Origin of the sequence: Brevundimonas sp., assembly GCF_046295075.1 — a bacterium.
In the GTDB taxonomy this organism is placed as follows: domain Bacteria; phylum Pseudomonadota; class Alphaproteobacteria; order Caulobacterales; family Caulobacteraceae; genus Brevundimonas.
This window is the reverse complement of record NZ_JBKBOC010000001.1, coordinates 188,191-211,552: the sequence shown is the minus strand read 5'-3', so window position 1 is coordinate 211,552 and position 23,362 is coordinate 188,191. Positions and strand designations below refer to the sequence as shown.

Sequence of the window (23,362 nt, the reverse complement as noted above, 5' to 3'; positions counted from 1 at the left end):
CGACAGCGATCACGCTTTGTTTTCGTAGGTCGCGGTGATCGAGGCCTTGGCCAGGGTGTGGAAGTGCAGGTTGAAGCCGAACACGGCGCCGGAGTTGTCGGCCGTGACGTCCAGGCTTTCCACGTCCACGGCGAAGACGGTGAAGATGTAGCGGTGCGGACCATGGCCGGGCGGCGGGGCGGCGCCGCCGAAACCGGCCTGGCCGAAGTCGGTGCGGCCCTGGATGGCGCTGTGCGGCAGATGCCCGCCGGACGATCCGGCGCCAGTCTCCAGTTCGGTCACATCGGCGGGGATGTTGGCGACGGTCCAGTGCCAGAAGCCCGAGCCGGTCGGCGCGTCGGGATCATAGCAGGTGATCGCATAGCTCTTAGTGCCCTCCGGCGCGCCGGACCAGGCCAGATGCGGCGACAGATTGCCCTTGGTGTGAACCTGGGCGTCCGGCAGCACGCCGCCGTCCTGAATATCGTTGGAGGTGAGGGTGAAGGTCATCTGAGGCGCTTTCTCGGCAATGCAGAAATCAGGCGGCGGACAGGAGACGCGCTTTCACGCCGTTGCGATCCAAGAGCCGCACCGCCTGAACGTCGAACGAGACGAAGGTTTCCCCGCCCAGCCATTGGCCTTCATGGGCGATAACGCCGTCCGCGAAATCGCCGCCCGCTTCCAGCACAGCAAGACCGGCCTCTGCGGCGGGGCGATCCACCGATATGTTGTGCATGTCCAGCAGGCGGCGAATGGCGGTGGCGATGTCCTCGCGAGAAGCGCGATAACCCCGCGCCAGAACCCAGGCGAACTCGCAAAGGGATTGGACGCTGACCGCGACCCGATCTGCGGTCTCCAGCGCCTCGACCGCCAGATGCTGCTGGTCTTCGTCATCGCCGACGACGGCGCGCAACAGGACGTTGGTGTCGGCGGTGATGTTCACGTTTGCTCAGGATCCGCGCCGGCCTGTGCGGTCAAGGCGCCGATCTCTTCGATCGACAGACGCGCGCCGTTCGTTCGGCCCTTCAGGAAGCCGGACAGGTCGGACCAGGAGCCCTTCATCTGTTCGGCGCTAAGCTCCGCGCGACCGTCAGGCAGCAGGTCCAGGCGCATTTTCTGCCCTGGCTGGATGCCGAGATGCTGCAACACCTCCTTGCGGAGGGTCACCTGGCCTCGGCTCGTGACGGTCAGCGTGGTCATGCCGACAATGTAATGCAATCATGCATTACATTCAACGGTCGGTGTCAGGCCGGCTGTATCCGGCAGCCGTCCATCTCGACATCATCTTTCTGGGGGTGGAGGCAGCCTTGTATCTACCGACGGCGAACTTAGCCGGTCAGACGAGCAGAGATAGCAGGGTTCCTCGGCGTTCAGAAGGCGATCAAACGTGTCGTAGGCCCGCATTTCGAGATCAAATGCGGCTCTGTCGCCAAACCCGCAGCCGTTCGAGTCGATGATGATGGCTTCTGTAGTCGGGAAAACTTCGCGAACGAAGACCGCCGGATGTGCGGGGTTGTCTGGCAATGTGACGACATACAGCCGGTTGTGTCGGTCGTCACGATAGGTGTTGGAGCCTCGTGTATAGCGGGAAACGACAAGCTCGGGACTGCTGTCCAAATCGGCGACCAGAGCTTGGAACCCTCGGGAGCAATCCAATCCAGGTCCGATTTCCCGCGCTGGTGCGGCGGTCTCCTCGCAGCCGAACAGCATAAGAGCCGCGTCGATGATCAGAGCGGCTCTCATGTTTTACGCCACCTCGATGCGGTAGCTTTCGATCACCGTATTGGCGAGCAGTTGCTCGCACATCTTCTTGGCCTCGGCCTGGGGATCTTCGGCGCCGGCGAGGTCGAACTCGATCAGCTTGCCGACGCGGGCGTTAGACACGCCCGACCAGCCCAGACCCTGCAGGGCGCCTTCGACGGCCTTGCCCTGAACGTCCAGGACGCCGGGCTTGAGGAAGACGTGAACCTTGACCTTAGCCATTAATGCAGCCCCCCTTGGATCACCGTCGGCATGCCCTTCATAATGCCCAGGCGACGCGCGACTTCGGTATAGCTTTCGATGACATTGCCCAGGTCGCGGCGGAAGCGATCCTTGTCCAGCTTCTCGCCCGTTGTGGTGTCCCACAGGCGGCAGCTGTCGGGGCTGATCTCGTCGGCCAGCAGCACGCGGCTGAAGTCGTTTTCCCAGACGCGGCCGAACTCGATCTTGAAGTCGACCAGGGTGATGCCGACCGCGCTGAACATGCCCGACAGATAGTCGTTCACCCGCACCGTCATGGCCAGCATGTCGTCGAGTTCCTGGGTCGAGGCCCAGTTGAAGGCGGTGATGTGCTCTTCGGTGACCATCGGGTCGTTGAGCTCATCCTTCTTGTAGTAGAATTCGATGATCGAGCGGGGCAGGGGCGTGCCTTCCTCGATGCCCAGGCGCTGGCTCATCGAACCGGCGACGATGTTGCGGCAGACGACTTCCAGCGGAATGATCTCGACTTCGCGGATCAGCTGCTCGCGAAGGTTCAGACGTTTGATGAAGTGGTTGGTCACACCGATGCCGTTCAGGCGCGACATGATGAATTCGCTGATCTGGTTGTTGACCACGCCCTTGCCTTCGAGGACGGCCTTCTTCTGCGCGTTGAACGCAGTGGCGTCGTCCTTGAAATACTGGATCAGGGTGCCGGGCTCGGGTCCTTCGTACAGGATCTTGGCCTTGCCTTCGTAGATCTTCTTGCGCTTGCTGTTCATGGTCCGGTCCCGGCTTACGGGCGCCCTCCAGAAACAAAAATCGCGCGGCCATTTTTGGATGGGGAAGACCCGGTCCTGGCGGCGCGTTTCGGAATCGTTCGGGCAGTCAATCTCGTTCGGCGTCTCCTTAGCCGAAGGCGGGCCTCGATACAAATGAGGATGGCGACGCGCGGATTGGTTGGGGACAGGACGCCTGCGCGACTGAAGTCAGGTTGCGTTCATGGACGGGCGGTCTATAGACGGCGCTTGCCCCGACGTTAGCGGGGTGGACGGAGCTTTGCTGAGCGAAATGACGACCTTCGACGATCGGGAAAAGGCCTTCGAGGCTAAATACGCCCTCGATCAGGAGCAGGAATTCAAGGCCATCGCCCGGCGCAACCGGATGCTGGGCCTGTGGGCTGCCGAAAAGATGGGCCTGTCGAGCGAGAGCGCGGATCAATACGCCGCCGCCGTCGTGCGCGCCGATTTCGAGCAGCCGGGCGACGAGGACGTGTTCCGCAAGGTCGCCGGCGACTTCAAGGCCTCGGGCCTGTCGGTGTCGGAAGGTGAGATTCGCTCCAAGATCGACGAACTGGCCTCGATCGCCCGCGAAGGCATTCGCGCCGGCGAATAAGTCTTAGGCCTTCGGGCTGATTCATGAGAATTCGAAAGGGCCGCACCCGGGGGAAAGTGCGGCCCTTTCTTTTCGCCGGGGACGTTGGGGGATGTCTCACCCGGCGTAGTGTGCGTCTCGCGCCCTTGAAGAACACGAGCGCCGAGATTTGGTTTCAGGCGTTTCCGCCCGAAACCAAATATTTTTTACGGCATCAGAACCGTGTCCACGACGTGGACCACGCCGTTGGATTGACCCACGTCGGCCTGGGTGATCGTGGACGTGCCGCCCTTGGCGTCGGTGATGACCCAGGTGTTGTTCGAGCCGGCCGAAACCTTCAGTTCTTCGCCCTGAACCGTCTTCAGCGTGGCGGTGCCGCCGTTGGCCTGGGCCTGGGCTGCGATGTCGGCGGCCGTCAGACGACCGGCGACCACGTGGTAAGTCAGGATCTTGGTCAGGTCGGCCTTCATCGCCGGCTGCATCAGGCTGGTGCGCGTCGCCTCGGGGATCTTCTCGAAGGCGGCGTTGTCAGGCGCGAAGACGGTGAAGGGGCCGGGGCCCTGCAGGGTCTCGACCAGACCGGCGGCGGTCACGGCCGACACCAGGGTGCTGAGGTTCGACGCCTTGGACGCATTGGCGACGATGGTCTCGTTGGGGCTCATGGCGGCGCCGCCGACCATCGGATCGGTCGCGGGAGCCATGGCGGCGCCCTCGGCCGGGGCCATGGCGGTCGATTCCGCCGGGGTCGTGGCGGCCGGCTCGTTGTTGCCGCAGGCGCCTAGCGCCATCAGCGCGCCGCCCGATACGGCGACGAGCATGAGATTGCGAAGATTGGTCATTGTGTTTCGTTCCCTTTGGGCCGCTCTCAAGGCGGTAACGGGAACGTTACGCGCGAAACCGCACAATGGATGCACTGCCCGCGTCAAGACATCGCAGCTTCACCATTCAGTCTTCGAACACCACCGTCTTTGTGCCGTGCAGCAAAACGCGGTCCTCCAGATGACGACGCACGGCGCGCGCCAGGACGCGGCGCTCGATATCTCTCCCCTTGCGGATCAAATCTTCGGGCGTGTCGCGGTGGCTGATCCGCTCGACGTCCTGTTCGATGATGGGGCCTTCGTCCAGGTCGGGGGTGACGTAGTGGGCGGTGGCCCCGATCACTTTCACGCCGCGCGCATGGGCCTGATGGTACGGCCGCGCGCCCTTGAAGCCGGGCAGGAAGGAGTGGTGGATGTTGATGCAGCGCCCCTCCAACTTGCGACTGAGGTCGTCCGACAGGATCTGCATATAGCGCGCCAGCACGACCAGTTCGGTCCCCGTCTCCTCGATCAGCCGCAGCAGTTCGGCCTCCTGCGCCGGCTTGTCGGCCGCGCTGACCGGCAGGTGATGGAAGGGCAGGTCGCCAAGGTCGACATGGCCGATCTGCTCGCGGGGATGGTTCGACGCGACCGCCGTCACCTGCATCGGCAGTTCGTCGATGCGCCAGCGGTACAGTAGGTCCGCCAGACAGTGATCGAACTTGGAGGTCAGGATCATCACCCGGCGCGGCGCGGAACCGCGCAGGGTCCAGTCCATGGCGAACCGCTCGGCCAAGGGTGCGAAGGCTGCGCGGATCGCCGCCTCCGGGTCGCCTTCCGCCGGTTCGAACACCACCCGCATGAAGAAGGTGGCGCTGGAGGCGTCGCCGAACTGTTGTGCATCGGAAATGTTGGCGTCCCGCTCCAGCAGGAAGGCGGAAACGGCCGCGACGATGCCGTGGCGGTCGGGGCAGGATAGGGTGAGGATCATCAGGCGGCAGGCTTATCCGGGGAGAAACTGCCCCAGTATGGCCCAGCTGTCCGCCTTTGCCGACAAGGATATTGCATGGGCGGGGCTAGACGACGGCAGATCGACCAAGGCGATGCTATCCAGATCGCTCAGAATGCGCCGTCCGAGCTTGGCCGCCAGCCCGCCGTTGAAGGCGACGGCTCTCAGCTCCGGCAGGCTTTCGACCAGACCCCGCAAGTCGGCCGCCTCCGGCGACCGGATCGCCACGTCCAGACTGCCCGACCGTTCCGCCGAGGCGATTACGTCCCACAGACCGACGCCTCGCGCCTTCAACCGTTCGAGGCGTTGCTCATAGGGCAGGGCGGCCAAGCCTTCGCCCAGCACCCCTCCAATCAGGGGCCAGAAGCCATTGCGGGGATGGGCGTAATACTGGGCCGCCTTCAGCGACGCGTCGCCGGGCAGGCTGCCGAGGATCAGCAGGCGGGTCTCCCCATCAACGACGGGGGCGAAGCCCTGTCTGCGGTCGCCGGTCGAGCGGTCGGTCACTTAACCGGCGGATCGTCGCGCAGCCAGCCGGTGATCGAGCGACGCTTGCCGCCGGCATAGGCGGCGACCGGCGCGACGGAGTGCATCCGGGGCGTCTTGAACACGGTCCAGACGTTGAAGCCGGGCTTGAAGCCGCGCTCGATGTCCCCGTTCGCGTCGTGGAACATCAGTTGACCGCCCCAGTCGGGCCGCCAGTCGCGCGACAGGCCCAGCGTATAGGCCGCGCGCCGTTCGCCCACGCCGGTGTCGTCATGCTGGGTCAGGAAGTCGCCGGGCCGGAACCAGGTCGCCTGGGCGTCGATCTTGGTCAGGGCGATTTCGCCGGTGACGGCCTTGGCGAACTCGATGAAGGGAGTGTCGTTGAAGAACTGGATCAGGACGTGGGTCGCATGGCCCTGGTCCTCCCCCGTCAGGAAGGCCTTAATGACGGGATAGGCCAGATAGACGAAGGAGAAGCCGTCGCGGCCCTTGCGCAAGGCGGCCTGCATGCGTGCGTTCAGTTCGTCGCGGCCCAGCGCCGCAATCTCTTGCGGAGAGATCAACTCCCCGCCCTTCGCCGTGGGCAGCGCCAGGCTCCAGGCCGTGTCATGTTCCAGCGCGAGCTCCAGCCATTCAGCGCTGGCCTCGTCCAGCAGGTTGGGCACCTGCACCATGCCGTCGCGCGCATAGGCCGCTGCATAGTCGCGGGGATCGAGCCGGGGATTGAGCCGGATCGTGCGCTCGCTCATGGCGTCAGTCTCCGAACACCCGCTTGAACACCACGTCCACGTTCTTGGTGTGGTAGTCGAGGTCGAACAGGGCTTCCAGCTGGTCAGCGGGCAGGGAGACGCGGTCGTCGGCCTTCAGGAAGTCGATGAAGACCCCTTCGCCGCGCCAGACCTTCATGGCGTTCTCCTGCACGGCGGCATAGGCGTCTTCGCGCGAGATGCCGGCCTGGGTCAGGGCCAGCATGACCCGTTGCGAGTGAACCAGACCGCCCAGGCGGTCGATGTTCTTCTGCATGTTCTCGGGATAGACGTTCAGCCGCTCGACCACATTGGCCAGGCGTTGCAGGGCGAAGTCCAGGTGGATGGTGGCGTCCGGGCCGATGCCGCGTTCGACCGACGAATGGCTGATGTCGCGCTCATGCCAAAGGGCGACGTTCTCCATGGCCGGCACCACCGCCGAGCGGACCAGACGGGCCAGGCCGGTCAGGTTCTCGGTCAGGATGGGGTTGCGCTTGTGCGGCATGGCCGACGAGCCCTTCTGGCCCTTGTCGAAGAACTCCTCGGCCTCCAGCACCTCGGTGCGCTGAAGGTGGCGTATCTCGGTGGCGAGACGTTCGATCGAGGAGGCGACGACGCCGAGGGCGGCGAAGAAGGCGGCGTGGCGGTCGCGCGGGATGACCTGGGTCGAGACCGGCTCGACCTGCAGGCCCATCTGATCGGCGACGTATTGTTCGACGGCCGGATCGACATTGGCGAAGGTGCCCACGGCGCCGGAGATGGCGCAGGTGGCGATTTCTTCCTTGGCGGTGATCAGGCGGCGTTTGGCCCGCTGGAACTCGGCGTGATAACCGGCCAGCTTCAGGCCGAAGGTCACGGGCTCGGCGTGGATGCCGTGGCTGCGGCCCACGGTCGGGGTGTATTTATGCTCCTTGGCGCGGGTCTCCAGCGCGGCCAGGACGCGGTCGACGCCGTCGATCAGCAGGTCCGACGACCGGGCCAGCTGGACCGCGAAACAGGTGTCCAGCACGTCGGACGAGGTCATGCCCTGGTGCAGGAAGCGGGCTTCCTCGCCGACGATTTCCGACACATGGGTCAGGAAGGCGATGACGTCGTGCTTGGTGGTGCGTTCGATCTCGTCGATGCGGTCGGCGTCGAAGGTCGCGTCCTTGCCCTTGGCCCAGATGGCGTCCGCGGCGTCCTGGGGGATGACGCCCAGCTCGGCCATCTTGGTGGCGGCGTGGGCCTCGATCTCGAACCAGATCTTGTACTTGGTCTCTTGCGACCAGATGGCGGCGGCGACGGGGCGGGAATAGCGCGTGATCATGGGCCGGTCGTGTCGGTCTCAAGGGGCTCGGAGTCAAGGTTCGTCGCTTGACTTCCCGCCGGCCTGTCCCAGATTATCGACCTAGAGGACGACCTCTCCCTTCATCGGGCATGACCGCCGGGACGACCCGGCTCGCCATGCAAGGGAGAACGTCATGGCCTGGATATTCCTTCTTTTCGCCGGCCTGCTCGAAGTCGTCTGGGCTTTTCTGATGAAGGCGTCGGCGGGTTTCACCAAGCCTTGGCCGACCGTCGGCATGGTGGTCTTCATGATCGGATCGTTCGGCCTGCTGTCTATGGCGATGAAGACCCTGCCGCTGGGCACGGCCTACGCCATCTGGACCGGCATCGGGGCGGTGGGCGCCTTCGTGGTCGGTGCGGTCTTCCTGGGCGAGCCGCTGACGCCGCTCAGGATTGCGGGCGTGGTCCTGGTGGCCTCGGGCCTGGTTGTGCTGAAGCTGGCGTCCAGCCATTGATGGCCGCAGCTTTCCAAGATGAGGACGACATGGAACTGGTGATCGGCGACAAGGCCTATTCGACATGGTCGTTGCGACCCTGGCTGGTGCTGAAACACTGCGGCGCGTCGTTCGACGAGATCGTCGTGCCGCTGAATCGACCGGACACGGATCGCCGGATCCGCGAGCATTCGCCCACCGGCCAAGTCCCGGTGTTGAAGGTCGACGGCGAGGTGATCTGGGACTCGATGGCCATCGCCGTGTGGGCGGCGGAACGCTATCCCGAGGCGCGGCTCTGGCCTGCCGACGCCCATGCGCGCTGGCTGGCGCGGTCTGCAGCCTGCGAGATGCACGGCGGTTTCAACGCCTTGCGAACCGCCTGTTCGACGGGGCCCGATCACTGGATGGTCGGCCCCAGCCGGGCCCCCGCGCCGCAACATCCGGGATTGGACAAGGACCTGCGCCGCATCGTCGAACTGTGGCGGGGCATGCGCGACCGGTTTGGCGGCGGCGGGCCCTATCTGTCCGGAGAATGGTCTGTGCCGGACGCCTTCTTCACGCCGGTCGCCGCACGCATTCGCCATTTCCAGCTGGACCTGGCGGCCCACGGCGATGACGGGACGGCCCAAGCCTACGCCGACACCCTGCTGGCCCATCCCGACTTCCGCCAATGGGAGGCCGACGCCTTGGCTTCGACGGGGGCTTAACGGGCGAAAACCATCCCGGCTGACGCTGCATTAAGCGGACGCCGTTATCTGTGGGGAATGAAAAGGCCGACCCTCCAGACCCATCCGGCCGAACCCGCCTCGCGCGGCATTCATCCGGTCATGGGCTATGGTCTGGCGGCTCTGATCGGCGCGGCCTTCTGGGCCAGCCTGCTGTTTACGGTCTTCTAGCGTACGCCGGCGACGGTGGTCGCTTCGGCGATCAGCACCGGCTGGGCCCCCGGCTGCGTCTGGGGCGGCGGCGCGACATAGTCCAGAGCCATGGGCACGGACCGGGCGCCCGAGGCCAGGGCGTCCAGCGTCTTCAGCGGGCCGCCGAACAGGCGCTGATAGATCCAGTAGCTGGCCATGACCTTTTCGACGTAATCGCGCGCCTGGGGCACGTCGATGGTCTCGATCAGCAGCAGGGGATCGGCGTCCGGGCCCAGCTTGCGCACCGCCGACAGCATAGGGCCCGGCCCGGCGTTGTAGGAGGCCACGGCCCGCAGCAGGTCGCCTTGGAAGGCCGGCAGGGCCAGCATCCGGTTGATGTAGGTCTGGCCCAAACGCATGTTCACCGCCGGGACCAGCAGTTTGGACGGGTCGGAAACGAAAGTGCGATCCCCCGTCATCTCAGCCGCCGTCGTCGGCATCACCTGCATTATGCCATAGGCGCCGACGCTGGACCGGGCGTTGGGATTGAAGTCGGTTTCCTTCAGCGCCAGCGCATAGACCAGCGCCTTCTCGATGACGAAGCCGCCTTCGGGCGCAAGGTCCGGCATCGGATAGCGGGTCGCGTCGATGCGCGTGGCGTCCGCATTGCCGACCGGCATGATGGCGCGCGCCAGGGCCGTCCACATCTTGGCCGCATCGCCGACGGCGGTGCGCAAGCCGGAACGCAGCTCGGTCTCGGCGTCGGCGCGGCGTCCGACCTCGTAGAAGGCGACGGTGCGTTTGGCGCGGGCATCGGCTTGGACGAAGGCTTCCAGCGCGGTCGGCTCGACGGCGGCGCTCTGGGGCACATAGGCGGCGCGGCGCAGGCGCGGCTCGGCCTCATAGGCGCGCGGCCCCATGTTCTCGATGACGGGTTCCTCGCCCAGCTGACGCAGGGCGATCTGACCATAGAAGGTGGCGGGCCACTGGGCCGACAGGCGCAGATAGTCGGTCACCCGATCCTGACGGCCCGACTGTCCGGCCGCGCGCGCGGTCCAATAGGCGGCGCCGGCGCGGACCCAGGGGTCTTCGGTCGGATCGTTGGCCACCCGCTCGAAGGCAGCGAAGGATTCGTGGAACTGGCCCAGGCGCCATTCGGCCAGGCCGACCGTCCACCAGTCGCCGATCTGGCGGCCCATGGCCGAGGCGCCGGTCAGGTCGTCGTTGTTGTAGGCGACGCGGGCCGCCTTCGCCGGATCGTCGACCCCGCCGCCGCCGGAGACAGCCGTCACCAGACTGTTCCAGGTGCGGCCGATCACGCCCCCCGGCCGCACCGGCTCGGGCGCGCCGTCGGGGCGGCGACGCAGGGCCAGCGTATAGACGCGGTCCGCGCACGGCAGGTCGGAATAGGTCTCCAGCCAGGCCGTCAGCTCTTCGTAGGTGGCGACGTGATCGGGGTGGAACAGGCTTTCGAACTCGACCTGACCCAGCAGGACCCGGTCCTGCGCCTGACGCGCCGAGGCGCGGGCGGTCTCGATGTCGCCGCGCCGCAGGGCGTCGAAGGCGGTGGTGTAGGAGAGGCGGTCCGCAGAGCTGAGCGCCGAGAGCCGATTGGAACCGGCGCTCGATTCGGCGGTTGATGCGTAAGGCGTTTCGGCGATGGCCGCGCCCGCCAAGGCGCTGAAAGCAACAGCAAGCGTCGGCGCGAGGAACGCGCGGCGGAACAGAAACATAAGCGGCGGCCCCCTCGTTGGCGACGCGCGTAAAATACGTGCGCGTGTATGGCGATCGGTCGTCAGCATGCCAGCATGCCGCGATTATCCTTGTTCTTCAACCGAGTCCGTTTCAAGGCGAACGGCCAGCGACAGCAGGTCGCTCCACACCTGACGCTTGGCCTGGGGCTGACGCAGCAGGAAGGCCGGATGCAGGGTCGGCATGACGGGGGCAGACACCGCGCCCTCCGCCAGACGCCATTCCTTCCAATTGCCGCGCAGCTTCATGATCCCCTCTTCGGCCTGGAGCACGGACTTGGCCGAGGCCGCGCCCAGCAGCAGGACGGCCTTGGGCTGCAACAGGGCGAAGGCGCGCTCCACGAAGGGGGCGCAGACCGCCTGCTCCTGCGGGCTGGGCGTGCGATTGCCGGGCGGGCGCCAGAAGACGGTGTTGGTGATGAAGACCTTGTCGGTCAGGCCTGCTGCCGCCAGCATCCGGTCCAGCAGTTGACCGGCCTTGCCGACGAAGGGCTGACCCATCCGGTCCTCGTCCCCGCCGGGGCCTTCGCCGATGATCAGGACCGAGGCGTTGGGATTGCCGCGTCCGAACACCGATTGGGTCGCGCCCATGCCGCGCAGGGGACAGCCCTCGAACGCCGCGACGGCCGCCGCCATATCCTGAAGGGTCGCCGCGCCCGCGGCCACTCTTCGCGCCTCGGCGATGGCGTCCTCGGCGTTGGCGCCGGCCAGCGGCATGACGACCGAGGCGGTCGCCTTCTGCACCGCCTTGACGGCCGGCGGCGGGGCCACATGGGTGTGGTCGACGGGCGCATCGCCATAGCAGGCGTCCACCCCCGCATCCCGCCAGAAGGCGAGCAGGCTTTCGACTGCAGCGATGTCGTGGGGTTGCGCGTTCATGTCTCGGGCTACCGATAGGCCTTGACCGCCCTCGCGTCACCTTCCGATAAGCGTCATAACCACACGAACAAGCTGGATTTCAGGGGAAGACATGGCCGAAGAAGCCATCGAGGGCGGCGCAGAGAACGCCCGCCAGGAAGCGATCATCGACAATCTGCCGCCGCTGGAGGCGCTAGCCGGCGTCGAGCGCGAGGTCATGGAGTATGACGTCGTCATCGTCGGCGGCGGCCCCGCCGGCCTGTCGGCGGCCATCCGCCTGAAGCAGCGGGCGGAAAAGGACGGCAAGGAAATCACCGTCGCGGTGCTGGAAAAGGGCGCCGAGGTCGGCGGCCATATCCTGTCCGGCGCCGTGATCGATCCCAAGGCGCTGAACGAGCTCTTCCCCGACTGGAAGGACCGCGGCGCCCCGCTGGAGACCCCGGTCACCAAGGACAGGTTCCTGCTGCTGGGCCCGCAGGGCGAGGCTCCTCTGCCCATGCCCCTGCTGCCGCCCTTCATGCACAACCACGGCTGCTACATCGCCTCGCTGGGCAATGTCACACGCTGGCTGGGCGAACAGGCCGAGGCCCTGGGCGTCGAGGTCTATCCCGGCATGGCCGCCAGCCACGTCGTCTGGGAAGAACAGACGGGTCGGGTCAAGGGCGTCGTCGCCGGCGTCTTCGGCATCGACCGCGAGGGCAAGCCCACCGACGACTTCCAGCCCGGCATCGAACTCCACGGCAAATATGTCTTCATCGCCGAGGGCGTGCGCGGCTCCCTGGCCAAGACCATCATCGCCAAGCACGGGCTTCAGGACGGGAAGTCGCCCCAGAAATACGGCATCGGCCTGAAGGAGCTGTGGCAGGTGCCTGCCGAGCAGCACCAGCCCGGCCTGGCCCAGCACACCACCGGCTGGCCCTTGGACGAGCACACCGGCGGCGGCAGCTTCCTGTATCATTTCGGCGACCGCTACGTGGCCATCGGCTACGTCGTTCACCTGAACTACAAGAACCCGTTCCTGTCGCCGTTCGACGAGTTCCAGCGCTTCAAGCACCACCCGTCTATCGCCCCGCATCTGGAAGGCGGCACGCGCATCTCGTACGGCGCGCGGGCCATCACCGAGGGCGGTCTGCAGTCGATCCCGAAACTCAGCTTCCCCGGCGGCGTCCTGATCGGCTGTTCGGCCGGCTTCGTGAACGTGCCCCGTATCAAGGGCAGCCATAATGCGATGAAGACCGGCATGCTGGCCGCCGACGCCGCCTATGACGCGGTTCAGGCCGGACGCGGCGGCGACGAACTGGTCGAATACCAGACCGCCTTCGAAAAGAGCTGGGTCTACAAGGAGCTGTCGGTCGTCAAGAACGCCAAGCCCCTGCTGAGCAAGTTCGGCACGACCCTGGGCGGGGCGTTTGGCATGTTCGACATGTGGTGCCGGACCCTGCTGGGCGGTTGGTCGCCGATCCCGACGCTGAAGCACGAAAAGACCGACGCCGCCTCGACCGGGCTGGCCGTCGATCACAAGGAGATCAAGTATCCCAAGCCGGACGGGAAGCTGTCGTTCGACAAGCTGTCGTCGGTGTTCATCTCGAACACCAACCACGCCGAGGACCAGCCCGCGCACCTGAAGCTGCTGGACCCGTCCAAGCCGATCCAGGTCAACCTGCCCAAATACGGCGAACCGGCGCGGCTGTATTGCCCGGCGGGCGTCTATGAGGTCGTCTATGCGGACGAGGTCGCCAAGACCGATCCGCGTTTCGTCATCAACGCCCAGAACTGCGTCCACTGCAAAACCTGCGACATCAAGGATCCGTCGCAGAACATCGTCTGGACTACGCCCGAGGGCGGCGGCGGTCCCAACTATCCGAACATGTGACGGAACGGGGCAGGGGCGCGTTCCGCCCTTGCCCGCCGCCGCAAAAGCGTGAAGGGTCGAGGCATGATCGCCTCCCGTTCGCGCCTCTTCGCCGCCTCCCTGACCGTTCTCGCCCTGGCCATGGCCGGACAGGCCGGCGCACAGGAAACCCCGCCTGCCGCGCCGACGCCGGAAACCCATCCGCCGGCGATCATCCTCAAGCCAGGCGAGCCGACGCCGGGCCAGGCGCCTTCGGATCAGGCGCCGTCCAGCCAGGACGCCGCACCCGATCCCTTCATCATCATCACCGATACCCCGGTCACGCCGCCCATCCCTGCGGTCTGGGCGCCGATCCCCACGAACGCCGAGGGCCGCAGCGCCTATGGCCTGTATCTGGCGGGCAAGCTGGCCCTGATGCAGGGCGAGGGCGCGACCGGCTCGGACTATCTCGCCCAGGCCGAGCAACTGGTTCCCGAGCAGCCGCGCGTGCGCGAACAGGCCTTCACATCGGCCCTGCTGACCGGCGATCTGGACGTGGCGGCCGCACTTGCGCCCACCGATGCGACCGCCTCGCCCGCCTTCGTCGAGGGCGGACGCCTGGTCCGGCTGGTTCAGGACTTCGTGCGCGGCGACGCCAGGACGTCCAACGCCGCCCTGGCCCAGCAACCCATCGGCGCCCCCCATGCCCGCGCCGGCCTGCTGGTCGCGCCGTGGATTGCGGCGGCGGCCGGGGACTGGACCCGCGCGCTTCAGCCTGCCCCGATCAGCGGCGATCCCCTGACCCTGGCCTTCGCCCGGATGAACCGCGCCGCCCTGCTGGAAAAGCGCCGCGACTATGCCGAGGCCGAGGTCGAGTTGAAGGCCGCCGCCGACGTGGCCGGGGTCGGCGCCCTGTTCAAACGCCCCTATGGCGAGTTCATGGAACGACGCGGCCGTCGCGACGACGCCATCGCCCTGTATGAGGCCGCGATCGCGGTTCAGCCGGTCGATCCCGGCGTCGTCCGCGCGTTGCAGCGTGTGCGCGACGGCGGTCGGCCCCCGGTCCTGCCCGACTTCCGCGAAGGCGCGGCCCAGGGCCTGATCACCGCCGCCGCCCAGGCGTCGGCCGAGCGCGGCAATGAGTTCGCCGCCGTCTATCTGCGGCTCGCGCAGAACCTGCACGACGATGACGAGACCGAGTTCCAGCTGGCCCAGGTCCTGTCGCGCGCCGGTCTGAAGTCGGCGGCCCGCAGCGCCCTTTCGCGCGTCGGGACCGACGATCCTCAGCTCTACGCCGCCGCCCGCGCCCAACTGGCCATTGCGCTGGAAGAGGACGGCCAGTCGGACAACGCCCTGGCCGAACTGCGCCGCGCGGCCGCCGCCAGCCCCGACGACCGCCGGATCGCCCTGGTTTTGGCGGGTCAGTTGATGCAGCTGAAACAGCATGACGAGGCGTTGACCCTGCTGGACGGGCCGGTGCTGAACACCGCCGATCAGGGCGCCAGCGTCCACTTCCTGCGCGGCGCCGCCTATGAGGCGCTGGGCCGCACGTCCGAGGCCGAGGCCGAACTGTGGGCCGCGCTCCAGACCGCGCCCAATGACGCCGACATGCTGAACTACCTGGGCTATCTGTGGGTCGACAAGGGCCTGCGGGTTCAGGAGGGCGCCGAGATGATCGCCCGCGCCCATGCGCTGGAGCCCGAAAACGGCAACATCCAGGATTCTCTGGGCTGGGCCCAGTTCAAACAAGGCCAGTTCGAAACCGCCGTCGACACCCTGGAGCAGGCCGTCGACAAGGAGCCGTCCAACGCCGAGATCAACGATCACCTCGGCGACGCCTATTGGCGGGTGGGCCGCGAACGCGAGGCCGTGTGGCTGTGGAACCGCGTCCTGGTGCTGGAGCCCGAACCCGAGCGCCGCGCCGATGTCGAGCGCAAGATCGCCAATGGGCTGGACGGCGCCGCGCCCGCCCAGGGCGTTTCTCAATAGTTTCCATGCCCGCGCTGACCGCCCTGGCTCCGGCCAAGATCAATCTGTTCCTGCATGTCGGGGCGGTGGACGCCGACGGCTATCACCCGCTGACCAGCCTGGTCGCCTTCGCCGATGTGGGCGACCAGGTTTCGGTCGAACCGGCCGACAGCCTGTCTCTAAATGTGACCGGGCCGTTCGGCGAGGCGCTGGGGGCTACGCCCGACAACCTAATCCTGCGCGCCCTTCGGCGCCTGGGCGAAGTCGCGGGAACGGGCGAGCCGAAGCTGAAGGTGACGCTGGACAAGCGCCTGCCCATCGCGGCCGGGCTGGGCGGCGGGTCGTCCGACGCGGGCGCGGCGGTGAAGCTGACGCGGCAAGCCCTGTCGCTGGACATCGACGATGCGGCGCTTGAGGTGGTCGCCGGCGTCGTGGGTGCGGACGGCCCCATGTGCCTGCGCATGCGCACCGCCTGGGCCGAGGGCAGGGGAGATGTGCTGACCGACGAACCGCGCCTGTCGCCGCTGCCGGCCGTCCTGTTCAACCCCGGCGTCCCGTCGCCGACCGGCGCCGTCTATCGCGCCTATGATGCCGGGCCGATGCGTTCGGCCGACCGACCGGATCCGCCGCACGACTGGTCCGTCGCCGCCGTGATCGACTGGCTGTCGGTTCAGCGCAACGACCTCCAGCCGCCCGCCCTGGCCCTGACGCCCGCCATCGCGGACGCCCTCGCCGCCGTCTCCGCCACGCCGGATGTGGCCCTGACCCGCATGTCCGGTTCGGGCGCGACGGTGTTCGGCCTGTATCTCACCGAGGCGGCGGCCCAGGCGGCGGCGCGAGCGCTGACTGCCGCTCATCCCCACGCCTGGGTCACAGCAACGCGGTTAGCCCTTCAGTAGCGTTCCAGGTTTGTGGCCGAATACTGGCCATTCGCCCTGTGGAACGCCGATATCGCCAAGGTCTCGCCTTGATCATCACAATCGTTACGAATTGTTTCGATGTCTCGGAACCAGATCACGGCGTTCTGATTTGAGTCCGCAGTTCCGATGACTGGAACGGGTCGCCGCTCCCCTCATGGCGATCCTCAAACAGAAAAAGGATACCGTCATGCTTCGTGCAAAACTGCTTGCCGCAACCGCCGTGGTCACCCTGATGGCCGCTCCCGCCTTCGCTCAGGACGTCACCCCGCCGACCTCGCCCGCCCCGGCCGAGGCCCCCGTGCCGCAGACTGATACGTCCATGCCTGCCGCGCCCGCGTCATCGGCGCCGGCCGCTGAAGCCGCAGCGCCAGCCGCAACGGATGTCGCCCAGGCCGCTACGCCGGCCGCCGGCGAGACCGTCGTCGACAAGCTGAAAGCGAGTGGTCAGTTCACCACCCTTCTGGCGGCCCTCGATGCTGCGCAACTGACCGACACCCTGGCGACGCGCCCGGCCATTTCGATCTTCGCCCCGACCGACGCGGCCTTCGCCGCCCTGCCGGAGGCCGACCGCACGCGTCTGATGGATCCGGCCAACGCCGCCGAACTGCGTCAGCTGCTGCTGTATCACGTCATCGTCGCCGACGTGACGCCCGACCAGATCATGGGCAAGAAGGGCGGCGTTCCGACCGCCGCCGAGAGCCAAATCCTGCTGGACGGCACCGGCTCGGCCATCAAGGCTGACGGCGCCACGGTGGTCAGCGCCGAACTGGACGCCTCGAACGGCGCCATCTTCCCGATCGACCAGGTCCTGAACCCGGCGAACTCCATGGCCGCCATGGGCGATGAAGAGGCCGCCGCCCCGGCTGAAGCCGCTGCTCCGGCTGAAGAGGCTGCACCTGCAGAAGCCGCCGCCCCGGCCGCCCCGGCTACGACCCCGACGGGTGAACCGGCTGCCGCGACCACCACCACGGCCTCGCCCCCGGTCGCCAATCCGACCGACGGTCAGGTCGATCCCTCGGCCACGCCTCCGGTCGATGCGGCCGATCCCGCCGCTGACGGCGGCGACGAAGCCAACCCGACTCCCCAATAAGATGGGGCGATAATACGGGTCACCCACGCGCTCGCTTGGTAGCGTGTTGAAGCGGAAGGCGGCGGGCCCTATGGTCCGCCGTCTTTTTTGCACCCCTCCCCACGAGCCCGATTTGACCCCCTCTACCGAGCCGCTCGCGTTTCAGGACCTGATCCTGACGCTCCACCGCTATTGGGGCGAGCAGGGCTGCGCCATTCTTCAGCCCTATGACATCGAGGTCGGGGCCGGCACCCTGCACCCCGCCACGGTCCTGCGCGCGCTCGGGCCCAAGCCGTGGAAGGCTGCCTATGTCCAGCCCAGCCGCCGCCCCGGCGACGGTCGCTATGGCGAAAACCCGAACCGCCTCCAACACTATTACCAATACCAGGTCATTCTGAAGCCGAACCCGGACAACCTTCAGGAGCTGTATCTGGGCTCGCTGGCGGCCATTGGGATCGATCCGAAACTGCACGACATCCGCTTCGTCGAGGACGACTGGGAGAACCCGACCGTGGGCGCCTGGGGTCTGGGCTGGGAGGTCTGGTGCGACGGGATGGAGGTGACGCAGTTCACCTATTTCCAGGGAGTCGGCGGCATCGAGGTCGATGTGGTCTCGGGCGAACTGACCTACGGGCTGGAGCGTCTGGCCATGTATGTTCAGGGCGTGGACAACGTCTATGACCTGAAGTTCACCAAGGAGGGGCTGACCTACGGCGAGGTCTTCCTGGAGAACGAGCGCCAGCAGTCGGAAGCCAACTTCCACGGCTATGACGTGGACGGGCTGAAGCGCCGGTTCGAGGACATGGTGTCTGAAGTTCAGCGCCTGCTGGACATGCGTGGCCCGCAAGGCCAGCCTTTGGTCCTGCCCGCCTACGACCAGGTCCTGAAGGCCAGCCACCTGTTCAACCTGATGGACGCCCGCGGCGCCATCGCCGTCGCCGAACGCCAGAGCTACATCGGCCGCATCCGCGACCTCTGCAAAGCCTGCGCTCTGGCCTATGTCGAAAATGAAAAGGCCGCGTCGTGAGCACTGTCTCTGGAATTCTCTCCTTCGATCTGGCCGACATCAATCTGGAGCAGCACCCCGGCGAGGCGATCTCGCTGTTCTCCAGCGGCCGTGTGGAAATCGAAGGCCAGGAGTCGTGGGCCGAGGTTCGCATCGTCCGCCCCGCCGATGATCTGAGCGGCCATCTGACCTCACAGCCCGGCGGCTGGCGCGGCGTGGTCGTGGTCAGCGCCGAGTGGTTCGACATCCTGCAGAACGCATTTCTGGCTCCGCGCCCCTTCCTGCTGAACATCGCCTTCAGCGCAGAGTCGGGCGCGGCTGACGCGCCGCTGGCCCTGCGGGACGTCGCCCTCACCCTGATGCGGTCTGCCGCCACGACCGAAGAGTCCGCCGACTGATGCCCCAGCTTCTTCTCGAAATCTTCTCCGAAGAAATCCCCGCCCGCATGCAGCAGGGCGCCGCGCGCGACCTCGACCGCATGGTCTCCGACCGGCTGAAGGCCGCCGGCCTGACCTGGGACGCCCTGACGACCTATGCCGGTCCGCGCCGTCTGACCCTGGTCATCGACGGCCTGCCCGTCGCCACGCCCGACCGCGAGGAAGAGCTGAAAGGCCCGCGCGCCTCGGCCCCGGAACAGGCGCTGGAAGGTTTCCTGCGCAAGACCGGCCTGACCCGCGATCAACTGACCGAGCGCGACGGCGTCCTGTTCGCCGTCCTGTCGTCCAAGGGCCGCGCCACCACCGATCTTGTCGCCGAGACGGTGGACCATGTCGTCCGCACCTTCCCCTGGCCCAAGTCGATGCGCTGGGGTTCCGGCACGCTGCGTTGGGTCCGTCCGATCAAGCGCATCCTGTGCATCTTCGACAGCAAGGTCGTGCCGTTCGAGATCGATGGCATCCAATCCGACGCCATCACCGAGGGTCACCGCTTCATGGGCTCGGGCCAGCCGCTGAAGGTCAGCGACTTCGTCGACTACCGCACCCAGCTGGAGAAGAAATTCGTCCTGATCGACGCAGCCGACCGCAAGCTGCGCATTCTGGAACAGGCCAAGGCCGCCTGCGCCGCGCGGGGCCTGGCCTTGGTCGATGACGACGGCCTGCTGGACGAGGTGGCGGGTCTGGCCGAATGGCCGACCCCGATCCTGGGCGACATGGACCCGCAGTTCCTGGCCCTGCCGCCCGAGGTCGTGCGCCTGTCGATGAAGGTGCACCAGAAGTATTTCGCCGTCCGCGATCCGTCCAAGGACGGCCTGGCCCCCAACTTCCTGGTCGTCGCCAATGTCGAGGCCACCGACGGCGGCAAGGCCCTGGCCGCCGGCAACTCCAGAGTCCTGTCCGCCCGCCTGAACGACGCCCGTTTCTTCTGGGACGAGGACCAGAAGGTCGGCTTCGACGCCTGGAACGCCAAACTGTCCGGCGTCACCTTCCACGCCAAACTGGGCACCCTGGCCGAGCGCGTCGAGCGCATCGCTGCGCTTGCCCGCGAGATCGCCCCCTTGGTCGGCGCCGACGCGGACGAGGCCGAGATGGCGGCGCGCCTGTCCAAGGCCGACCTGCTGTCGGGCATGGTCAGCGAATTCCCAGAACTTCAGGGGATCATGGGCGGCTATTACGCCCGCACCGCAACGAACTTCCCCACCCGGGCGTCGCTGCGCTCCGCCGTCCCTCCCCATGAAGGGGAGGGAGAATCCGCGCCCGATCCTCTCCCTCCCCTTCATGGGGAGGGACCGGGAGGCGAAGCCGACCGCGGGTGGGGCCGTGAGCAACGCGACCGCATCGCCGACGCCGTCCGCGACCACTACAAGCCGCAAGGCCCCGCCGACACGGTCCCGACCGCCCCGGTCACGGTCGCCGTCGCTTTGGCCGACAAGCTGGACACCCTGGTCGGCTTCTTCGCCATCGACGAAAAGCCCACGGGCTCGAAGGACCCGTTCGCGTTGCGGAGAGCGGCGTTGGGCGTGATCCGGCTATTGCTTGAGAATGGCGTGCGTTTGGGGTTGAGGACTGAACAGGTTCTCGACCTCTTCCTCTACGGTCCTGCGCATTTGGCGGCGGCCAAAGTAGAACTGGCGGTTACCAATCCTGCTCTGCCTGCGGCCATAGGCAAAAGCATAATGGAGAGCGACGAACCACTCGCTCAGCTTGAAGCGATAGCCGACGTTTTCCGTGAAGTGGAAGGAAAGTCTGCGGCCAAATGGGCTGATGGTGCGCCTCTAGCTTGGTTGATGCCTTTGAAGGCTGATGTGCTCGCCTTCTTCGCCGACCGCCTAACCGTCCTCCTCCGCGACCAAGGCCAACGCCACGACCTCGTCGCCGCCGTCTTCGCCCTGGGCGACGACGACCTCGTCCGCATCGTGCGTCGGGTGGAGGCGCTGGCCGCCTTCCTCGCCACGGACGACGGGGCCAATCTGCTGGCCGGCTACAAGCGCGCCTCCAACATCCTCCGCGCCGAGGAGAAGAAGGGACCGGTTCCGACCGGCATGGTCCAGACCGGCCTGCCGAACCAGCCCGAGCCCGAGACCGTCCTGGCCTTCGCCGTCGGCGCCGCCCGCACCGCCGTCGCGGCCGCGCTGGAGACCGAGGACTTCGCCGCCGCCATGACCGCCCTGGCGGCCTTGCGCGCCCCGGTGGACCGGTTCTTCGAGGACGTGCTGGTCAACTCCGACGTCCCCGCCGAACGCGACAACCGCCTGAAGCTGCTGGGCCAGGTGCGCGACGTGATGGGCCAGGTCGCGGACTTCGGTCAGATCGCGGGGTAGGGGAGAGCCTCTCGGGTACAGACGAGGCGAGGCGCGGGTTGCGAAAGCGCCGTTGGTGCGGTCAGCCGTCCGCCCGCGCCAGCAGCGCCTGAGCCTGCTCCAGATGCAGCCGCTCGACCATGGCCCCGTCCACGCGGATCGCGCCTTGGCCCTCGGCGTCCGGCGCGGCGAAGGCGGCGATGACGGCGCGGGCGTGGGCGATCTCGGCGCCCGACGGCGAGAAGGCGGCGTTGGCCCCGGCGATCTGGGACGGGTGGATCAGGCTCTTGCCGTCGAACCCATACAGCCGTCCCTGCAATGCCTCGGCCGCCAGCCCGTCCGCATCGTCGATCCGGTTGAACACCCCGTCGATGGCCAGCAAGCCATTGGCCCGCGCGGCGGCGACCAGCAGGGCCAGCCAAGGCTTGAACGGCTCGCGATCCGCAGACGCCCCGGTCCCCAGCGTCTTGGCCAGGTCGTTGACCCCCAGCATCAGCCCATCCAGCGCCCCATCTGCGGATGCAATGTCGGCCAGGGCCGTCAGCGCGCGCGGCGTCTCGATCATGGCCCACAGGGCGCACCCCTTGGCCAGGCCGGCGGACAGGGCGTGGACCGCCTCTGGCGTCTCCACCTTGGGCGCGACGACCAGCGTGGCCCCCGCCGCCTTCATCGCCGCCAGATCGTCCAGCCCCCACTCGGTGTCCAGCCCATTGATCCGCACGCCCAGGCGCGGCCCGAAACCGCCGCCGCGAACGGCCTCGACGGCGGCGGCGCGCGCATCGGCCTTGGCCTGGGGCGCCACCGCGTCCTCCAGATCCAGCACGGCGACATCGCAGTCCAGCGTCCGCGCCTTCTCGATCGCCCGCGCATTGGAGGCGGGCAGATAAAGGACGCTGCGGACCCGGTCGCTCCGCATCAGACGCGGCCCGTGACGGGGATCAGGGCGCCGGTCATGGCCCGGCTCTCGGGCGAGGCGAGGAACAGGATCACCGCCGCCAGATCGGCCGGCGCGACCCAGGTCGCCGGATCGGCGTCGGGCATGTCCTTGCGGTTGGCGGGCGTGTCGATGATGGAGGGCAGGACGGCGTTGACGGTGACGTGGGTGGTCTTCAGCTCTTCGGCCAGGGCCTGGGTCAGGGCGTGGACCCCGGCCTTGGCCGCCCCATAGGGCCCCATGCCGGCCCCGGCCTTCAGCGCGGCGGCCGACCCGACATTGGCGATCCGTCCGTCGGGCGAGGCCTTCAGCGCGTCCAGTGCCGCGCGGCTGGCGTTGACGGCCGTCGTGACGTTCAGCGCCTGCATCCGCGCCCAGGCCGGCTCCGCATCGTCGGTCGTCTGCCAGACGAAGCCCCCGGCGATGTTCAGCAGGGCGTCCAGCCGCCCGAACCGCGCGATGACCGTATCGATCGCGCCTTGCGCCTGATCCGCGTCCGTCAGATCGACCCCGCCGACCTCCAGCACGCCCTGCGGCACGGGATGGCCCGCCGCATGATCGATGACCGCGACCTGCCAGCCGGCCTTCAGCGCCGCCTCCAGCACCGCGCGGCCCAGGACGCCATGCCCGCCCGTGATTGCGACTGTCCGCTGTGTCATCCGATCCTCCATGTCGCCGGGGACCATAGAGGCGCTGACCGTGCGATCAACCGGCCGCGAACACCCGCGCCATCAACCGCTCCAGCGCGACCTGATCCTCGGCATCGAAGGCGGCGGGCGTCGTCGCATCCACGTCCAGCACCGCGATCAGCGCGCCCGAGGCGTCCAGCACCGGCACCACGATCTCGCTGGCCGAGCGGCTGTCGCAGGCGATGTGACCGGGAAAGGCGTGAACGTCCTCGACCAACTGCGTCTGGCGCGTCGCCGCCGCCGTCCCGCACACCCCGCGTCCGAACGCGATCCGCAGACACCCCAGCGTCCCCTGATACGGCCCGACCACCAGCTCGTTTTCCTTGTCCGGCGCCACGACATAGAAGCCGGTCCAGAAATAATGCTCGAACGCATCCGCCAGCATCGACGCCACCGTCGCCATCCGCGCCGTCACGTTCGGCTCCCCCTCCAGCACGGCCAGGATCTCCGCCTCGACCTCCAGATAGCGCGCGGCCTTGTCCGAGGGACGATCGGTGCGGGCGACATAGGCCATGGGGGAACTCCGAGAGGATACAGGCTGGCGATATAGGAGGGGCTTGGCGTGAAGGGGAGGGGCTAAGGAGATGGCTCTACATGAAAATAGGGCCGCCACCCGAAGGATGACGGCCCCG

27 protein-coding genes are annotated in these 23,362 nt (G+C 67.2%); 11 read left to right on the top strand and 16 right to left on the bottom strand.

Going from position 1 to position 23,362, the window contains the following annotated elements; all coding sequences use genetic code 11:
- Positions 1-9: 9 nt before the first annotated feature.
- The 6 genes from ACK4MH_RS01115 to purC all read right to left on the bottom strand — a co-directional run bounded on the left by ACK4MH_RS01115 (position 10) and on the right by purC (position 2,720).
- On the bottom strand, positions 10-489 hold the full coding sequence (locus ACK4MH_RS01115; protein ID WP_409713492.1) for a YbhB/YbcL family Raf kinase inhibitor-like protein: 480 nt from the start codon (positions 487-489) through the stop codon (positions 10-12).
- Positions 490-517: 28 nt separating this feature from the next.
- Positions 518-922, bottom strand: coding sequence for a type II toxin-antitoxin system VapC family toxin (locus tag ACK4MH_RS01110; RefSeq protein ID WP_409713489.1), 405 nt, complete (start codon positions 920-922; stop codon positions 518-520).
- A complete protein-coding gene (locus ACK4MH_RS01105; protein WP_409713486.1) occupies positions 919-1,179 on the bottom strand; it encodes an AbrB/MazE/SpoVT family DNA-binding domain-containing protein in 261 nt (86 codons plus the stop codon). The genes ACK4MH_RS01110 and ACK4MH_RS01105 overlap by 4 nt, the downstream gene beginning before the upstream one ends.
- Before the next feature lie 81 nt (positions 1,180-1,260).
- Complete coding sequence (locus ACK4MH_RS01100; RefSeq protein ID WP_409713483.1) at positions 1,261-1,722, bottom strand: hypothetical protein; 462 nt, start codon at positions 1,720-1,722, stop codon at positions 1,261-1,263.
- A gap of 3 nt (positions 1,723-1,725) precedes the next feature.
- Positions 1,726-1,962, bottom strand: coding sequence for a phosphoribosylformylglycinamidine synthase subunit PurS (gene purS / locus ACK4MH_RS01095; RefSeq protein ID WP_409713480.1), 237 nt, complete (start codon positions 1,960-1,962; stop codon positions 1,726-1,728).
- Positions 1,962-2,720, bottom strand: a complete 759-nt coding sequence (gene purC, locus ACK4MH_RS01090; protein ID WP_135194926.1) for a phosphoribosylaminoimidazolesuccinocarboxamide synthase — start codon at positions 2,718-2,720, stop codon at positions 1,962-1,964. The genes purS and purC overlap by 1 nt, the downstream gene beginning before the upstream one ends.
- Before the next feature lie 289 nt (positions 2,721-3,009).
- Between purC and ACK4MH_RS01085 the strand changes: the two genes are divergently transcribed.
- Positions 3,010-3,333: a DUF1476 domain-containing protein gene (locus tag ACK4MH_RS01085; protein WP_209308033.1), complete on the top strand. Its 324-nt coding sequence runs from the start codon at positions 3,010-3,012 to the stop codon at positions 3,331-3,333.
- A gap of 185 nt (positions 3,334-3,518) precedes the next feature.
- On the opposite strand, the gene ACK4MH_RS01080 is transcribed toward ACK4MH_RS01085, so the two are convergent.
- The 5 genes from ACK4MH_RS01080 to purB all read right to left on the bottom strand — a co-directional run bounded on the left by ACK4MH_RS01080 (position 3,519) and on the right by purB (position 7,656).
- Complete coding sequence (locus ACK4MH_RS01080; protein ID WP_409713475.1) at positions 3,519-4,151, bottom strand: fasciclin domain-containing protein; 633 nt, start codon at positions 4,149-4,151, stop codon at positions 3,519-3,521.
- A 106-nt stretch (positions 4,152-4,257) separates the two neighbouring features.
- Positions 4,258-5,100 (bottom strand): formyltetrahydrofolate deformylase, encoded by an 843-nt coding sequence (gene purU, locus ACK4MH_RS01075; RefSeq protein WP_409713472.1) that lies wholly within the window; start codon positions 5,098-5,100, stop codon positions 4,258-4,260.
- Positions 5,101-5,112: 12 nt separating this feature from the next.
- Positions 5,113-5,625, bottom strand: a complete 513-nt coding sequence (locus tag ACK4MH_RS01070) for a DNA-deoxyinosine glycosylase (RefSeq protein WP_409713469.1) — start codon at positions 5,623-5,625, stop codon at positions 5,113-5,115.
- Positions 5,622-6,353 (bottom strand): 2OG-Fe(II) oxygenase, encoded by a 732-nt coding sequence (locus tag ACK4MH_RS01065; protein ID WP_409713466.1) that lies wholly within the window; start codon positions 6,351-6,353, stop codon positions 5,622-5,624. Before ACK4MH_RS01065 ends, ACK4MH_RS01070 begins: the two co-directional genes overlap by 4 nt.
- 4 nt (positions 6,354-6,357) lie before the next feature.
- Positions 6,358-7,656, bottom strand: coding sequence for an adenylosuccinate lyase (gene purB / locus ACK4MH_RS01060; protein ID WP_409713463.1), 1,299 nt, complete (start codon positions 7,654-7,656; stop codon positions 6,358-6,360).
- Between the two features lie 154 nt (positions 7,657-7,810).
- On the opposite strand from purB, the gene ACK4MH_RS01055 reads away from it, so the two are divergent.
- The 3 genes from ACK4MH_RS01055 to ACK4MH_RS01045 are packed head-to-tail and all read left to right on the top strand — an operon-like array spanning position 7,811 to position 9,006.
- Positions 7,811-8,131 (top strand): DMT family transporter, encoded by a 321-nt coding sequence (locus tag ACK4MH_RS01055; RefSeq protein WP_409713460.1) that lies wholly within the window; start codon positions 7,811-7,813, stop codon positions 8,129-8,131.
- A 29-nt stretch (positions 8,132-8,160) separates the two neighbouring features.
- Positions 8,161-8,817, top strand: a complete 657-nt coding sequence (locus ACK4MH_RS01050; RefSeq protein ID WP_409713457.1) for a glutathione S-transferase family protein — start codon at positions 8,161-8,163, stop codon at positions 8,815-8,817.
- A gap of 57 nt (positions 8,818-8,874) precedes the next feature.
- Positions 8,875-9,006, top strand: coding sequence for a hypothetical protein (locus tag ACK4MH_RS01045; RefSeq protein ID WP_409713454.1), 132 nt, complete (start codon positions 8,875-8,877; stop codon positions 9,004-9,006).
- Here the strand turns inward: ACK4MH_RS01045 and ACK4MH_RS01040 are convergent.
- Together ACK4MH_RS01040 and ACK4MH_RS01035 are read right to left on the bottom strand one after the other, a co-directional pair.
- Entirely contained in the window at positions 9,003-10,700 is a 1,698-nt protein-coding gene (locus ACK4MH_RS01040) for a lytic transglycosylase domain-containing protein (RefSeq protein WP_409713451.1), read from the bottom strand. The genes ACK4MH_RS01045 and ACK4MH_RS01040 overlap by 4 nt on opposite strands.
- A gap of 84 nt (positions 10,701-10,784) precedes the next feature.
- Positions 10,785-11,597 (bottom strand): uracil-DNA glycosylase family protein, encoded by an 813-nt coding sequence (locus tag ACK4MH_RS01035; RefSeq protein ID WP_409713448.1) that lies wholly within the window; start codon positions 11,595-11,597, stop codon positions 10,785-10,787.
- A 196-nt stretch (positions 11,598-11,793) separates the two neighbouring features.
- Between ACK4MH_RS01035 and ACK4MH_RS01030 the strand changes: the two genes are divergently transcribed.
- The 7 genes from ACK4MH_RS01030 (at position 11,794) to glyS (ending at position 21,128) form a co-directional block, all read left to right on the top strand.
- A complete protein-coding gene (locus ACK4MH_RS01030; protein WP_409714007.1) occupies positions 11,794-13,449 on the top strand; it encodes an electron transfer flavoprotein-ubiquinone oxidoreductase in 1,656 nt (551 codons plus the stop codon).
- A 63-nt stretch (positions 13,450-13,512) separates the two neighbouring features.
- Positions 13,513-15,396, top strand: a complete 1,884-nt coding sequence (locus ACK4MH_RS01025; RefSeq protein ID WP_409713445.1) for a tetratricopeptide repeat protein — start codon at positions 13,513-13,515, stop codon at positions 15,394-15,396.
- A 5-nt stretch (positions 15,397-15,401) separates the two neighbouring features.
- Positions 15,402-16,274, top strand: coding sequence for a 4-(cytidine 5'-diphospho)-2-C-methyl-D-erythritol kinase (locus ACK4MH_RS01020; RefSeq protein ID WP_409713442.1), 873 nt, complete (start codon positions 15,402-15,404; stop codon positions 16,272-16,274).
- Positions 16,275-16,482: 208 nt separating this feature from the next.
- Complete coding sequence (locus ACK4MH_RS01015) at positions 16,483-17,385, top strand: fasciclin domain-containing protein (RefSeq protein WP_409713440.1); 903 nt, start codon at positions 16,483-16,485, stop codon at positions 17,383-17,385.
- Positions 17,386-17,497: 112 nt separating this feature from the next.
- On the top strand, positions 17,498-18,391 hold the full coding sequence (locus tag ACK4MH_RS01010; RefSeq protein ID WP_409713436.1) for a glycine--tRNA ligase subunit alpha: 894 nt from the start codon (positions 17,498-17,500) through the stop codon (positions 18,389-18,391).
- Positions 18,388-18,768 (top strand): hypothetical protein, encoded by a 381-nt coding sequence (locus ACK4MH_RS01005; RefSeq protein ID WP_409713433.1) that lies wholly within the window; start codon positions 18,388-18,390, stop codon positions 18,766-18,768. Before ACK4MH_RS01010 ends, ACK4MH_RS01005 begins: the two co-directional genes overlap by 4 nt.
- Positions 18,768-21,128: a glycine--tRNA ligase subunit beta gene (gene glyS, locus ACK4MH_RS01000; protein WP_409713430.1), complete on the top strand. Its 2,361-nt coding sequence runs from the start codon at positions 18,768-18,770 to the stop codon at positions 21,126-21,128. The genes ACK4MH_RS01005 and glyS overlap by 1 nt, the downstream gene beginning before the upstream one ends.
- Before the next feature lie 61 nt (positions 21,129-21,189).
- On the opposite strand, the gene ACK4MH_RS00995 is transcribed toward glyS, so the two are convergent.
- From ACK4MH_RS00995 to ACK4MH_RS00985, 3 genes are read right to left on the bottom strand one after another with little or no spacing between them, the layout of a single operon-like run.
- Entirely contained in the window at positions 21,190-22,023 is an 834-nt protein-coding gene (locus tag ACK4MH_RS00995; protein ID WP_409713427.1) for an HpcH/HpaI aldolase/citrate lyase family protein, read from the bottom strand.
- Positions 22,023-22,700: an SDR family NAD(P)-dependent oxidoreductase gene (locus ACK4MH_RS00990; RefSeq protein ID WP_409713424.1), complete on the bottom strand. Its 678-nt coding sequence runs from the start codon at positions 22,698-22,700 to the stop codon at positions 22,023-22,025. Before ACK4MH_RS00990 ends, ACK4MH_RS00995 begins: the two co-directional genes overlap by 1 nt.
- A 46-nt stretch (positions 22,701-22,746) precedes the next feature.
- Positions 22,747-23,244, bottom strand: coding sequence for a GAF domain-containing protein (locus ACK4MH_RS00985; RefSeq protein ID WP_409713421.1), 498 nt, complete (start codon positions 23,242-23,244; stop codon positions 22,747-22,749).
- Positions 23,245-23,362: the final 118 nt, after the last annotated feature.

What these genes read in the sequence shown, in the direction of transcription:
- ACK4MH_RS01115 (WP_409713492.1), bottom strand. Translation starts at nt 489, where the DNA reads ATGACCTTCACCCTCACCTCCAACGATATTCAGGACGGCGGCGTGCTG.
- ACK4MH_RS01105 (WP_409713486.1), bottom strand. Translation starts at nt 1,179, where the DNA reads ATGACCACGCTGACCGTCACGAGCCGAGGCCAGGTGACCCTCCGCAAG.
- ACK4MH_RS01100 (WP_409713483.1), bottom strand. Translation starts at nt 1,722, where the DNA reads ATGAGAGCCGCTCTGATCATCGACGCGGCTCTTATGCTGTTCGGCTGC.
- purS (WP_409713480.1), bottom strand. Translation starts at nt 1,962, where the DNA reads ATGGCTAAGGTCAAGGTTCACGTCTTCCTCAAGCCCGGCGTCCTGGAC.
- purC (WP_135194926.1), bottom strand. Translation starts at nt 2,720, where the DNA reads ATGAACAGCAAGCGCAAGAAGATCTACGAAGGCAAGGCCAAGATCCTG.
- ACK4MH_RS01085 (WP_209308033.1), top strand. Translation starts at nt 3,010, where the DNA reads ATGACGACCTTCGACGATCGGGAAAAGGCCTTCGAGGCTAAATACGCC.
- ACK4MH_RS01080 (WP_409713475.1), bottom strand. Translation starts at nt 4,151, where the DNA reads ATGACCAATCTTCGCAATCTCATGCTCGTCGCCGTATCGGGCGGCGCG.
- purU (WP_409713472.1), bottom strand. Translation starts at nt 5,100, where the DNA reads ATGATCCTCACCCTATCCTGCCCCGACCGCCACGGCATCGTCGCGGCC.
- ACK4MH_RS01065 (WP_409713466.1), bottom strand. Translation starts at nt 6,353, where the DNA reads ATGAGCGAGCGCACGATCCGGCTCAATCCCCGGCTCGATCCCCGCGAC.
- purB (WP_409713463.1), bottom strand. Translation starts at nt 7,656, where the DNA reads ATGATCACGCGCTATTCCCGCCCCGTCGCCGCCGCCATCTGGTCGCAA.
- ACK4MH_RS01055 (WP_409713460.1), top strand. Translation starts at nt 7,811, where the DNA reads ATGGCCTGGATATTCCTTCTTTTCGCCGGCCTGCTCGAAGTCGTCTGG.
- ACK4MH_RS01050 (WP_409713457.1), top strand. Translation starts at nt 8,161, where the DNA reads ATGGAACTGGTGATCGGCGACAAGGCCTATTCGACATGGTCGTTGCGA.
- ACK4MH_RS01045 (WP_409713454.1), top strand. Translation starts at nt 8,875, where the DNA reads ATGAAAAGGCCGACCCTCCAGACCCATCCGGCCGAACCCGCCTCGCGC.
- ACK4MH_RS01040 (WP_409713451.1), bottom strand. Translation starts at nt 10,700, where the DNA reads ATGTTTCTGTTCCGCCGCGCGTTCCTCGCGCCGACGCTTGCTGTTGCT.
- ACK4MH_RS01035 (WP_409713448.1), bottom strand. Translation starts at nt 11,597, where the DNA reads ATGAACGCGCAACCCCACGACATCGCTGCAGTCGAAAGCCTGCTCGCC.
- ACK4MH_RS01030 (WP_409714007.1), top strand. Translation starts at nt 11,794, where the DNA reads ATGGAGTATGACGTCGTCATCGTCGGCGGCGGCCCCGCCGGCCTGTCG.
- ACK4MH_RS01025 (WP_409713445.1), top strand. Translation starts at nt 13,513, where the DNA reads ATGATCGCCTCCCGTTCGCGCCTCTTCGCCGCCTCCCTGACCGTTCTC.
- ACK4MH_RS01020 (WP_409713442.1), top strand. Translation starts at nt 15,402, where the DNA reads ATGCCCGCGCTGACCGCCCTGGCTCCGGCCAAGATCAATCTGTTCCTG.
- ACK4MH_RS01015 (WP_409713440.1), top strand. Translation starts at nt 16,483, where the DNA reads ATGCTTCGTGCAAAACTGCTTGCCGCAACCGCCGTGGTCACCCTGATG.
- glyS (WP_409713430.1), top strand. Translation starts at nt 18,768, where the DNA reads ATGCCCCAGCTTCTTCTCGAAATCTTCTCCGAAGAAATCCCCGCCCGC.
- ACK4MH_RS00995 (WP_409713427.1), bottom strand. Translation starts at nt 22,023, where the DNA reads ATGCGGAGCGACCGGGTCCGCAGCGTCCTTTATCTGCCCGCCTCCAAT.
- ACK4MH_RS00990 (WP_409713424.1), bottom strand. Translation starts at nt 22,700, where the DNA reads ATGACACAGCGGACAGTCGCAATCACGGGCGGGCATGGCGTCCTGGGC.
- ACK4MH_RS00985 (WP_409713421.1), bottom strand. Translation starts at nt 23,244, where the DNA reads ATGGCCTATGTCGCCCGCACCGATCGTCCCTCGGACAAGGCCGCGCGC.